Origin of the sequence: Enterococcus durans NBRC 100479 = LMG 10746 (assembly GCF_001544215.1) — a bacterium.
Lineage (GTDB): Bacteria > Bacillota > Bacilli > Lactobacillales > Enterococcaceae > Enterococcus_B > Enterococcus_B durans.
Genome location: NZ_BCQB01000005.1, coordinates 73,341 through 86,151 on the forward strand (window position 1 = coordinate 73,341; position 12,811 = coordinate 86,151).

Here is a 12,811-nt window from a genome sequence, read left to right on the forward strand (position 1 = left end):
TCCCCATTTCAGGTTGGAAAACAGCAATTAAGCCGTTTTCATATACCCTAAAAGGATACCACCTAAAATGACTAAAAGGCAACCAACAATAACATAAACAAGTTCTTTTTTCGTTTTCTTTTCTCCTAAAATGAAAATACCGCCTAGAGTAGAGATGATGATCCCCATTTGAGAAAGTGAGAAACCTACAGCTAAACCAAGAGATTTCACTGTTATAAGCATGCACACGTTCCCAATTCCCCACAGCAATCCGCAGATCATGTTTTTCCAAACAAATTGATCGACTTTTACTTTACGGAAAGCAAAGAAACTTGCACCTAAAATCATCCCAATGCTTTGAGGAAGGATGATTGACATCGCATCCAAATTAGCCCAGTTGACAATGATCGTATACACACCGTAACCAATCGTAGAATAGATCAATGCTCTAAAGCCTTTACCAAAATCAAGCATTTTATTATCTGTGTCTACTTTTCCTTCATCATCTTGTCGCGCGGTTAAATAAGCACCGCTTACAAGAAGAGCTAAAGCAATAATACCGTATACATAATCTTTCGTTTGTGTCCATTCATGGAAGAAGACAGCGCCCGCAATCGTATTCAAAATCAATTGAAAACCAGTAGAAAGTGGTAATCCAACAGAGACGCCCATAAATTTCATCCCATGGAATTGACCGTTTTGTCCAACACTCCAAGCAAGACCAGATAAAAAGCCGATCAAGAAAATCCAAGGTGTGATCGTAGGACTAACAATGAAAAAGACAACTAATGAAAAAATGAATGCGCCAATCGTCATTCCTAATGTTTGCTGATTGGCATCGCCACCAATTTTTCCACTTACTAAACCGATACTACCCCATGCTACCATAGGGATTAATGCTATTAAAATTTCCATAACTAATCTCCTTTTATTTCACATGATAAGAAACTTATCAGCGAAAACGTTCACAACACAAGAAGTTTTTTTCGATTCTAACTGTTTTCTAACGTTTCTCATTATAGAAATTTAAAATTGGGAAAAATAGGGTCATTGTCGTCCCTTCTCCCTCCGTCGATTCAGCGATTAGTTCAATACCGATTTTTTCAGCGAGGGATTTGGCTAAATAAAGACCCAACCCAGTGGAATGAGTTTTGCTCAGTCGTCCGTTTGTACCAGTGAATCCTTTATCGAAGATACGAGCTAAATCTTCTTTGGGAATCCCTATTCCCGTGTCTTTGATGGCTAAAGACACACCACTTTTGCCTTTTTCAATTGAAATAATGATTTCTTTGTTGTCAGGAGTGTATTTGATTGCATTACTAAGGATTTGTTTGAAAATAAAGGTCACCCATTTCGCATCAGTCAATACTCGCTGATCTTCGCCCACGATTTCATAGCGCAAGTTTTTTTGGATAAAATAATTGGCTTGGCTACGCATCACTGGTTGGATAATACTCTTCAATTCATACTCTTGAATCAAATAGTCCTTTGAAAAACTATCTAATCGAGCATAGTACAGTACCTGCTCTACATACTCATTGATTTTTGCCAATTCATTTTCTAAAAGTGTATATTTTTGATCGTCGATATCAAATTCGATCGAGCGTACTAATAATTCAGAGGCTGCCAAAGGTACTTTGATTTCATGGACCCATGAATCAATATAATCCTTTTGATCTTGTTGGTTGGTAATCGCTTCTTGCATGACTGTTTGGTGTTCACGGATCAGTTGATTGATGTATTCTTCCACCAATTTTTCTTCTTCCGTATGGCTACCACTCAAGTAATTTTGTAATGGCGATGTCTGCTGTAAATTAGCTAATTTCCCCCACCAACGGCGTTTACTCAAATAATTGACAAATAAATAAAAAATCAAAAAGACTCCTTGGATCAAGGCGAGATATCCCACAGTTCCCCAGTCGATCATAATGTTCGGTGCCAGCCACATGACGAAAATCGTCAGTCCAACAAAAAAAAGCCAGCCTAAGATCATAGACCATTGATCTTTTAAATAACTTAAAAATTTCATCTTCTACTGCTCATCCTTTCAGGGAACGATATACCCCTGGCCGACTTTTGTTTCGATATATCCATTGATACCCGCTTGTTCGATTTTTCTACGCAACCGATTGATGTTCACCGTCAATGTGTTGTCATCAACGAATCGTTCGTCATCCCACAATGCTCGCAACAGTTTTTCTCGGCTTAGGATCTTTCCATGTTGTTTCATGAGAATAAATAGCAAGCGATATTCATTTTTACTCAAATCGATGATTTCTCCATTGATTTCCATGCTTCCGTTATCGACATTCAGTGTGATCCCATTGTGGCTCATCATTTCACTAGACAGTTCAGCATAATTATAAGAACGGCGAAGTAGTGCATTGATTTTAGCAATCAATACATCGATTTGAAATGGCTTGGTCACAAAATCATCTGCCCCCATATTCATTGCCATGATCATATCCATATTTGTATTTCTGCTTGAGATAAAAATGATCGGTACTTTTGAAACTTCCCGGATTTTCTGACACCAATAGTAGCCATCAAATACAGGTAAATTGATATCTAATAACACTAGTTGTGGTTCTTCCTGTTCAAAATCTGTAAATACTTGATTGAAATCTGTTGTACCATATGTTTCGAATTGCCATTTTTCCAACTCTTCCATGATCAACTGCCGAATGATTTCTTCATCCTCTACCACCATAATTTTCGCCATGATGTAGCCCCCCTACTTTTTGCTTATTTTTACCATATCAAAGAAGACGTGATACGACAAGCAAGTTTCTTTTTCTATTTTCCTGATTGTTCAAGAATAAAACAAGAGACTTCAGACCGATTTTACTTTCTCCTATTCATTTTTAGATTTTTTTAATTTCTTGATTTTTCTAAAAATAAAATAGCTGAAAAGTAGCAAAAATAATAATGCTCCAGCCGAAAGCAAGACGGCTAGCCAAAATTGATAGTTTTTTGTTCTTTTGATTCGTTCATTGGCATATCCATCCATCTGCGTTCTTTTCGCAGTGACAAGTAAGCGATGGGTGTTGACCGCATAAGGGGTACAGGTAACTAGTGTGACCAAATCTTGATTTTTTTTGATCGATAATTTTTCCACGTTTGTAGGTAACACAACGGTTTTTTCAACGACTTTATATGCTAATTTTTCCCCCATCACGTCTAAATAGAAAACGTCCTCTTTTGCTAATCTATTTAAATCAGTAAACAGCTTCTTTTTAGCCATTCCACTATGGGCGGTAATAACCGAATGCGTTTCATTTCCGCCAATTGGAAATGAACTACCTTGTAATACAGTGGCACCTTTTTCCAATAATTGGTCATTCGTTTCATCAAATAAAGGCAAACTCACCTTGATTTTAGGAATATAAATCGCTCCGATCAAATGCTCCTTGTAGAGATTTTTTTGGGATCCTTTTTCATTTTTCACCGCTTGTTTAAACGGATCTTTGACTTTACCCATGCCTAAAAAGCGCCATTCTTCCGCAAGTTCTTGGTTTTTAGCTTGGTACTCTTCTAGTATTTTCTTTTGTGTCGCATCTTTTTCTTTTGCGATTCGTTGTTGGTAGCTTGCAATTCGTTGCTGATCCCAATAATTACTGATTGCATTTGCCAAAAAAGGATATGTAAAGACCGCTGCACCGATAAAAAAGGTCACTGCCATCATCAATTTTAAACATATTTTTGCTTTTTTTTCTCGCTGCTTTTTTTTCATTTCAAGCACTTCCTTAAAAAATCGCAGCAGCTAATCACTTTAACTGCTGCGACTTCGGATTTATCATTTTTTTCAATAGTAGTCGATTATTCTGTTGCTTTTGATTTTCTATACCATGTATAGGCGCCGATCATTAGACTCAGTCCAACCAGTAAGAAGGCGAAAATACCATTGGCCCCAGTTGATGGTAGATACCCCTTTTTAATGTTCGGAATACTTTCTTCCCCAGGATTTACTTGACCTGAAACAGATACACTTTCATCGTAGCTTCCAAAGAAAACCGTGAATGTTGTAAATGCTTTATCCCCAGCCGGTAAAGCATAGCCGCTTGGTGCAACGACTTCTTTTGCATGGTACGTACCGTAATCCAATCCTTGCACTTCAAATTTCCCTTGGTCATCAGAAGTGAATTTCGTTGCAGCAACTCCTGATCCTGAGTCTGACCAAACGATTCTATCTGCGCCCGCTTCATAGGTTGTTAGCTCTGCACCATCTTTGTAAAAGACAGCAAATTTATCCTTGTTACCATTCCAGATCTCAAATTGGGCACCACTCAACGTCTGTTTACTTGAAGCATCATATTTTTCAAATTTTCTACCGCCAGTGGCTACTTTTCGTCTGGAATTACTTCTTCATCGTAATCGTAGGCATCATTACGTCCGATCAATATCGTTGCAGTGTTATTATGAAATTCATCTGCTTTAATCGTTGCTGTCACTAGCATATTGTAGGTGATCGTTAAATCGCCTCCACGTCCTTCGGCTAATTTAGCTAACGTTTCTGCATTCGCAACACCATTTGTTTCTGTTAAGATCGTTACTGCAAAACCATTATCGCTTTGTGCGACAGAATAATCTGTTCCCTTAACTAATTCTTCCTCTCCGACTTTTACTTCTATCTCTTGATCAAAGTAGCTTAATCCTGCTGTTGGTGTATCTGTTATTACGAAGTTTTTAATGACAGCAGACGAATCACCATTGATCGAATCAATAAAATAAGGAATCGGTGCAGTGATCGTATATGAAACTTGTTTTCCTTTTTCTAGATCAAGATATGAAATCGTTTCTGTACCTTCGTCACCTTTATCAAGGATAACTTCTCTTAGTTCATCACCAGCAGGTACATTCATTTTTTTATCTGCTTCTCGTACTTCATTTTTGGGGTAGAGATGGACATCTGTGTTGAATGTGTCTTTCCAAGAGCTACCATCCCACGTGCCATCAACCACATTTGGCATCATCACTGGCATCATCACGACCATTGGCGCAGCAACTTTAGAAATATGGGCTGGCGAATAAGTTTCTAAAAACAGATAGACTTTATCTTTCCCATCGTCATCACTGACTTGTACATTGTTAAAGACTGCTGTTCCATTATCGGTTGTGGTATGACTATCAATTGGGTCTACACCATTAAGGATCGTGTTCCAATCTTTGTAATCTTTTTTTTGCATCCATGCAATTGCTGCAGCAGCAGCCATCCCATCATCAACATCTTGCGTATCTGGATCATCCTTTAACAAGTCGTAATACACCGCAGACACATCGAATTGCTCAAAATCCACGCCAGCTATATTCTCTTCTCCAAATTTATCCGAAACCAGACCACTATTCGCTTGATCAGCTGGTAAGGACTCAAAGCCCTTTTTGTGTAATGTGATCGTGATCTCACTTGGTTTTTCTGACACTTCTGCGGCTTTCGTATCCTGGCTATTCCCAAATCCCACAGTTGCAAGTAACAATATACTGAACCCTTTTATCAAATTCAACTTATTCATTTTTTTCTCCCCGTTCCTTTTTTAGTTTTAAACCCGCACCTATGATCAAGACTATTCCGATTAATGAAATCAATGATTTTGTCTCATTTGCTTTTGGATAACTCAACCAAGTGTATTCCTTCGGTTCTTGTCGATCTGGTGTAAGATTCGCTTGCTTGTTGCTGTCTTCGATAGTTTTTTTGTCCGTTTTTTCATTGTATACCCGTGGCTTGGCTTCGGTATAAGCTACTTTAGGCACATTCCCGGATTCTAGTTCTGCCATTTCTTGTCCATTGACTGTGACATAGTTTGGTTGTCCATCGGCATTCTGCCAAGACCTTGGAATCACTACTTCGATTTTTTTATTTTCTTTACTAATGGTATAATCGTCCACACTTTTCAGTTCTTCAAAATAGTATGTTCCTGCAGGTAATAATCGCCCACCTGTAGTGACCAGACCCGCTTTATCAGAAATGAATTTACTAACGTTCACATCCCCCAATGGATCATTAGCTTGTGGTTCAATCCATTTGTTCTTCAAATCAATCGAAGGTGACATATCTAAATAATATTTCTTCCCCTCAATCAGTTGATACAATGCAAAGACCACACCTTGCAATGGAACTCCCGTTTCTTGTGATCCTTGTTGACGCCCGTATTTAAAGAAATACGGATCACGTAGATATCCGACGTTTTTCGGATAGATATGAATCTGTGATAGTTCATTTGTGTGGTCCATTGGATCCACAATTGGCAAAATGGCAACAATTGGGATCGCATGTTGATCCAAGTCAACATCCAAGCCAGTTTCTCGGTCGACCGATTCTTCAAAAATCAGATACACAGCATCTCGGTCTTGGTTTTTCTTAGGTGCAGTGATTCGCGCAATTCCATCCCCTAAATTTCCTACCTGATCGAATGCCGTGGTAACTGGCGGACCTACTTTTTCTAAATTTTCGCTCGCAATCTGTTCGTTGATCGTTGAGCGATCCATTGCAGCAAAATTTTGTACAAATTTTTCGCTCGTCATTTGGCCTTTTTGCTTCTCATAATAATCAGTCAGTTCGTACATCTGGAAAGTTGCACCATTCAATGGCTCAGTTTGCGAGAGTAACGTGTCTTTTTGGTCAGTAGCAATCTCTAATCCATCATTTTGATGAAAGACTTCTTCTGTGTAATCCACATCGCGGACCATTCTCTTATGCAAAATGAATTCAACCGTATTTCCCGCATTTTCTTGCGCATGACTCTTAACAGAAAATAGTGCTGTTACGATTGGCAAGAAAATAAGTATTGGGAGAAGTAGCATGCCTACTTTTTTCATGATCAGACCCTCCCTTTCCTATGACTCTTAACATACAGTACGCCACCAATCAGTGCGGAGACCCCTATAAAGAGTGCCGCAATGATGAAATAGAGGTAAGGGCCTGTTCCACCAGTAGCTGGCAATGGCTTCTCTGGGTCATTTCCAATATTCACTAATAATTGGATGCGGTTGTCTGTTGTCAACTCATAGGTTACTTCTTGCGTAACTGACGGGTCATCCGTTCCACCATCTGGATAATAGGCTATCTCGGCTTTCAAACTGCCTTTTTCTTTTCCAGGGATAACTTTTCCTCCTGATGTTTCTGCCGTTTCTCGATAACTGATGGTCAAAATAAAATATCCCGGCAAACGCATGTATCCGTCTGGCGCTGTTTCTTCTTTGATCCGGTAATTTCCTGCAGCTAAATCTTGTGAAAGAAACTTAGAAAGGTCGGCTTGATCGGGTGTCAAGCCATCATCGATCATCTCATACTCCCCAGGATTCACTTCACGTTCAAGTGAGAATGCAGCTCCCGGTAGATTTTGATTATTCGTACTATCTAGCTTGAATAGCGTTAAATCAAGCGGTGCGAGTTCATTTTTCAGCGTAACTTGTAATACGCCATTAATAATCGCATAGTCCTCTCCTAAATCGGCTGTCTCATCAGTGATCGCCACTCCATTGATCACAAATTGACCTTCTTCATTCAATCCAAATGAAGCAGTCTGACCAGAGAGTTGGTAGCCATTTGGTGCAACTGCTTCAGAGATTTCATACTTACCCACAGCTAATTTCAAAGGATCGGTATATTCAAGATCCTCATATTTGTCGAGACCAACTCTATAAAGATAGAAGGAGCCATTGCCTGGTTCTTGAGGAGTTGGATCGCGTGGATTGCCTGTATAAGCTCGATACAGTGGGAATCCTAGATCGTCTGTCTTTTTGATATCGAAGCCCGCCCCATCTAATGGCTCACCATTTTGATCGACTTTTTTCACTTTGACTTCACGGTATCTAAAGGTGTTATACACCTCATAATCGATCCACAGCAGCCCGTCGTCCTCGGTAAATGTTAAGTAGTGCCAACCTTCTTCATTTAACCGCTGATATTTGATCATTCCCTCACTGTTTCCATAGATTTGCAAGAGCCAACCATCATTTTCTGTAGGATCTTCGAAGCCTTCTGGACTTTTTGTTTCTATAATCTTGTATTCTGCATACTTATCGCCTTCATCGCCATGTTCAAATGAATCGGGATCACCAAATGGATGAATAATTTTATTATTAGTTTCATCTAGGATGTAGTTTCCTTCTCCATTGACACGATAGAGCGTCAAGAGCCCTTTTTTGTCTTCTTTTACATTAAATCCAGAAACACCTTTAGCAATCGCATTTCCTTGTGCATTTCCTTGTGCATTCCCTTCGCCATCTGTCTCATAAACTTCAAATTCTGCGCCATTGATTGGTACGTCACTATCTTTGACCAGCTTTTCAATATTCAAGTGAACAGGTTTGAACTCATTACGTATTTCTAGTTTGACGTAAAGATCTTTATAATCTGTTTTTTCATCGTTTAAGTTTTGGACAACCGAGAATGTATGGTATTCTCCTTCATTAGTGGCACCTTTGTCTTCGCCTTCAGGACCACCTTTTCGGTCTCCTGAAGTACTCGCATCCACCAATTCATAATGTCCTATAGGATCCCCTTCGCCGGCAATATATTTTCTTACTTGAAATGAATACGTCTCATCAATCAATTGATAACGTGGCGGACCTGAGATTTCTCTTATCCAATAAACATCACTGTCTGCGCCGCCTTCATCTCCAAGTATAGGAATCTTGGTTTCAAAAATAGCCAGTCCGTCATTCGTCGTCCGTCTTATTTCAATCGGTTCTACTTCACTTTTATCAGGATCTTTATCATATAAAGCAAAATCTACACCCGCCAGTGCTTCACCATCTTGCCCAGTCTTTTGGATTTGCAGATTTCGATCCTTGTGTTCATATCGAATCGACGGAGCTGGCAGATACATTCGCCCTGTCGCTCGATCGTTTTGATAATCCTCTAGATTTTGTAGATAAGCCATATTATTCACTGTGTAGAACTTACCATCTTGTGCCCCCCCATCTAATTTGACTTGGTACTTGATCCGAACCATTTCGCCTTCTCCTAACGAAATCGGAGAAAACGCATATGCATGATTCTCATGTCCTTGATATTGTGTTGGTGTTGCTACAACATCTGGTGGGCTTCGTTCCATGTTTTGATACATCCCAAACTTCTGGTGCTTCATATTTTGTCCCTGATTCGCTGTTCTCCAAATGGTAATACTGGATTTCTGCCGAATTTCCGCCCCCAAACAGTGAAACATTGAATCCCGTTTCATCATATAGCGTCGCCTGTTCGATCGTTTTTTTGAATGTTGCAGAGATATTTTCTAAAGCATCTACAATTTCTGCTTTGTTATTGGCATTATAATAATAAGGTTCTGTCCCATTCGGCTTCGTATCAGCAATATTTTTCAACACATTTCGGCCAATCGCATCTAATCGCTGTCTACCAGAAACATTTCCTTCAATTCCTAAACCGATCGTAAAAATATTTGGCGGCGATTCATAGGTATTTTTTAGCCAATGATGATACGCCACGGTATTGATTGCTGAAGATTTTTCTTGAGTAGTAGCCGCTCCAGTCGTATCATTATCTGCGCCTCCAGTTCCTGCCCAATGCGTTGCTTTACTGTCGCCATCTTTTACTTCTCCATAACGATATTGAATTTGATTCGTATTAGCTGGCCGGTTGAAATCTGTCGCATAGGTTACAGGATACGTAAAACCAGCATTAGAAGTATTTCCGGAAAAGGTTTCAAAATTTTTAAAGAGGGTCCCGTTATCTGTTGCCAGTTTATCTGGCATCACATTCCAACTGTTCCAATTATTGCCTCCCCTCGAAGTTCTTGACTGAATCGGTGCATAGCTAAAAGTAGGGGTACCGTCTCCCACAACAATCAAAATCTTCTCAGGATTTCTCTCTGTTCCTCCATTATTAGCGTAGAGAACCTCATAGCCTTTTCTCAACCCTAACGTCAAAGGCGTTCCTCCAATAGGTGTCCTTGTCAATGCAATGCTACTAGCTATTGAATTGAGGTTATCTGTCATCGCTAAGGTATCTGAATTGATCATATTCTGATTATTAATTGCTGTACTTGAATGATAAAAATTGACTAACCCGATGCGGACATCCATTTCCGGAGCAGACAACAGATTCTCACTGATCTCAATAACTGATTCGCGTAAGGCGGCATCTTTACTTTGACTTCCTGTTGAACCTGTCGTTCCTTCACTCATACTTGCTGATTTATCAAGGACGAATACCACATCGACCGGTGTGATGCTTTTATCTTCTCCACCAATCACATCTAAATAAACATTGTAAAGTGTGGTTGCGTCTTGTGGAGAAACACCCTCTTCTGTAGTACTTGGTAAAACTGGTTCCACCCATTTTTTCACATACGCACCATTATAATCTAAATAACTATTGGCAAAATTCCGTTCCGTTCCCCAAAGCTGAACTGTTTGAGCAGGGAGATTTGTATCTCCTTCGGTGGCAGTAGAACCATTATCCGTTGCGTAATTATAATTCCGCCAGTTTGCGCCCCCAATCGAATAATCAGAATCATCGATCAATTGATTATTATCGTAAAGCGAACCTTTATCTCCACTGTAGACTTTGCTGCTTTGACTCCAGTTATCTAACACACTAGTGAAGTCATTCGTGGCAAACAATGGATACCGATTTTGTTCGCTAGTTGCGGAACCTTGTGGATAAACATAGGTATATGGATCGTCAGTCGCAGTCGGACCAAGACGCGCTAAAATACCACTGAACAATGGACTCTGGATTCTAGCTAAGGGTTGTCCACTCGGAATGATCGGTTCTTCTGATTCTACAGATGTGTCATCTCGTTGCGTTTCAGCGGTTTCTTCTTTATTTTCAATAGCTTCTTGATTATCAGTTCCTTCGTTATTGTCAGCTGTTTCATTATCAGTTACCTTAACTTTCTCATCTACAACGACTTGAAGAGGCAACTCTCCTTCTTTGGTATCTGGTAATTTTTCTGTTTCAAAAATCAACGTTCCAGTTTCTTGATCCTTTGAATACACTTTTCCAACATACCATTCTTGTTCATTGATCATTTCGGTTTTTAATTCTGCTCCCTCTTCGTCATAAGAGGCTAATCCGCTCCCACGGATATTGGTTACTGTGCCAATACCAACTGCAGCGGTATCGATGGCAATACGGATCCTCCCTTCATTGTCACTTTTTTTCTTTTCAAATTCCAATGTCCATTCTAGGGTGTCTTCTTTCTCAACATATTTTCCTTCAATCTTCGCATAATCTTCATCTAGATAAACTTTCTTTTCTGTATTTGCAACGGTATCTGCAATTACATCTCGATCAGCTAGATGAATGATTGATTGAAAGGAGGGGCCCACCAACATACACATAGCAACAAACTGTAGCACCTTCAAGCCGATTTTTTTCACTTTTTTTACTCCCTTCCTCATAATTAAAAAAACATGCGTGTTTTTTCACATAAATTAAAATGAATAATTACACAAACTTTCTCTTTTAATTTTAATGTATTTTTAATCATTATTCAAATGATATCCTAAACGCCGATACCTTCGCATTTATAACCAAGCAAAAATGAAAATAACTCTAACTATATTAAAACACCTTAGTATAAGGAATTAAAACCTAACAACAACAAAAGAATAATAGGCGTTTTATAGAATGTTCCTCATCAATAATATTAAAAAAGAAAATCAGCAAAAAATTAAAATGAGAATAAAGAATAAACGATTAGAAAAATAAAATAACAATAATTCAAAAAGTTTGATAACTATCAATTTTCTAGAATTTTTTCTATATTTTTATATTCGTTCTATCTACTTTCTTTACACGCTTCATAATCCTCACTTTATTCTTGCTTTTACCACTCAGTTCACCCTCAAAATTATTTATAAAAAAAGAAAAATAACTTTTTTGTTTCCAGATAACGTGTTTTATACTACAAAAATGATTTAGCAATCGTTTTCTTTGATATTTTCCTCCATTCGTATCACAATAAAGAGGTATCAAAAAAAGATTAGGAGGAATTTTGATGTTCAGACACCAAAAAGAATTGCAGTTTGAAGCAAAACCAGATCGTCCCAATCCGTTGATCGCGAAATATTTACAAGAACTTATCGGTGGACAGTATGGAGAAATGAGTGTGGCAATGCAATACCTTTTCCAAGGATGGAGCTGCCGAGGAGAAGAAAAATACAAAGATATGCTGATGGATATTGCTACCGAAGAACTTGGCCATGTGGAAATGTTGGCTACGATGGTCGCACGTCTATTAGAAGATGCACCTGTGGAAGATCAAGAAGAAGCAATGAAAAAAGATCCAACGATTGGTGCGATTATTTCAGGAATGAATCCGCAACAAGCAATCGTTGCCGGCTTAGGACCACGTCCAGCAGACAGCGTTGGTAATCCTTGGAGCGGTAGTTATATTATTGCAAGTGGCAATTTACTTGCTGATTTCCGTGCCAATCTCAATGCGGAATCACAAGGACGCTTGCAAGTCGCGCGTATCTATGAAATGATCGTTGACCGCGGCGTGAAAGATTTACTCTCTGTGCTACTTGCACGAGACAGCTATCACCAAAATCTATGGGCTAGCGCAGTAAAAGAATTAGAAGAAAATGAAGGTTCGATTCTTGTTCCAAGTACCTTCAATCGTGAAAATGAACGTAAAGATATCGCCTACGACTTTTATAATTTTTCCGAAGGTGATGAAAGCAGTAAAGGCCCTTGGGCTAGTGGTAAAGCATTAGACGGTGAAGGCGAATATCAATGGTTGGATGAACCAAAGATCGAAGGAGCTAAGCCTAAGCCTAAGCTAAAACGTGTCACACCGAAAATGTATGGCACCCCTCCAGCTAAAAAGTAAAAAGAACGCCTCTAGCAATCGGTTTCTGATTG

The 12,811-nt window shown here is 39.1% G+C and carries 6 protein-coding genes and 2 pseudogenes; 1 reads left to right on the forward strand and 7 read right to left on the reverse strand.

Annotation, left to right across the window (positions count from 1 at the left end):
• Positions 1-27: 27 nt before the first annotated feature.
• The 7 genes and pseudogenes from ED2_RS02610 to ED2_RS14690 form a co-directional block, all read right to left on the reverse strand.
• The gene (locus tag ED2_RS02610; protein WP_005879350.1) at positions 28-894 is read right to left on the reverse strand and encodes a GRP family sugar transporter; all 867 of its coding nucleotides are present in this window, start codon (positions 892-894) and stop codon (positions 28-30) included.
• Positions 895-982: 88 nt separating this feature from the next.
• Positions 983-2,008: a two-component system sensor histidine kinase SapS gene (gene sapS, locus ED2_RS02615; protein WP_005879352.1), complete on the reverse strand. Its 1,026-nt coding sequence runs from the start codon at positions 2,006-2,008 to the stop codon at positions 983-985.
• Positions 2,009-2,026: 18 nt separating this feature from the next.
• The gene (gene sapR / locus ED2_RS02620) at positions 2,027-2,701 is read right to left on the reverse strand and encodes a two-component system response regulator SapR (protein WP_005879354.1); all 675 of its coding nucleotides are present in this window, start codon (positions 2,699-2,701) and stop codon (positions 2,027-2,029) included.
• A 132-nt stretch (positions 2,702-2,833) separates the two neighbouring features.
• Complete coding sequence (locus ED2_RS02625; RefSeq protein ID WP_016176930.1) at positions 2,834-3,712, reverse strand: class C sortase; 879 nt, start codon at positions 3,710-3,712, stop codon at positions 2,834-2,836.
• A gap of 86 nt (positions 3,713-3,798) precedes the next feature.
• Positions 3,799-5,489: pseudogene (locus tag ED2_RS02630) on the reverse strand (SpaH/EbpB family LPXTG-anchored major pilin).
• A complete protein-coding gene (locus ED2_RS02635; protein WP_016176928.1) occupies positions 5,482-6,792 on the reverse strand; it encodes a pilin N-terminal domain-containing protein in 1,311 nt (436 codons plus the stop codon). The pseudogene ED2_RS02630 and the gene ED2_RS02635 overlap by 8 nt, the downstream one beginning before the upstream one ends.
• A gap of 2 nt (positions 6,793-6,794) precedes the next feature.
• Positions 6,795-11,322 (reverse strand): annotated as a pseudogene (locus ED2_RS14690) (SpaA isopeptide-forming pilin-related protein).
• A 620-nt stretch (positions 11,323-11,942) separates the two neighbouring features.
• Here ED2_RS14690 and ED2_RS02650 point away from each other — a divergent pair.
• Complete coding sequence (locus ED2_RS02650; RefSeq protein ID WP_016176925.1) at positions 11,943-12,779, forward strand: manganese catalase; 837 nt, start codon at positions 11,943-11,945, stop codon at positions 12,777-12,779.
• Positions 12,780-12,811: the final 32 nt, after the last annotated feature.

Bases quoted from the DNA above. Each gene is read 5' to 3' on its own strand.
- ED2_RS02625 (WP_016176930.1), bottom strand. From the start codon at position 3,712: ATGAAAAAAAAGCAGCGAGAAAAAAAAGCAAAAATATGTTTAAAATTG.
- sapR (WP_005879354.1), bottom strand. From the start codon at position 2,701: ATGGCGAAAATTATGGTGGTAGAGGATGAAGAAATCATTCGGCAGTTG.
- ED2_RS02650 (WP_016176925.1), top strand. From the start codon at position 11,943: ATGTTCAGACACCAAAAAGAATTGCAGTTTGAAGCAAAACCAGATCGT.
- ED2_RS02610 (WP_005879350.1), bottom strand. From the start codon at position 894: ATGGAAATTTTAATAGCATTAATCCCTATGGTAGCATGGGGTAGTATC.
- sapS (WP_005879352.1), bottom strand. From the start codon at position 2,008: ATGAAATTTTTAAGTTATTTAAAAGATCAATGGTCTATGATCTTAGGC.
- ED2_RS02635 (WP_016176928.1), bottom strand. From the start codon at position 6,792: ATGAAAAAAGTAGGCATGCTACTTCTCCCAATACTTATTTTCTTGCCA.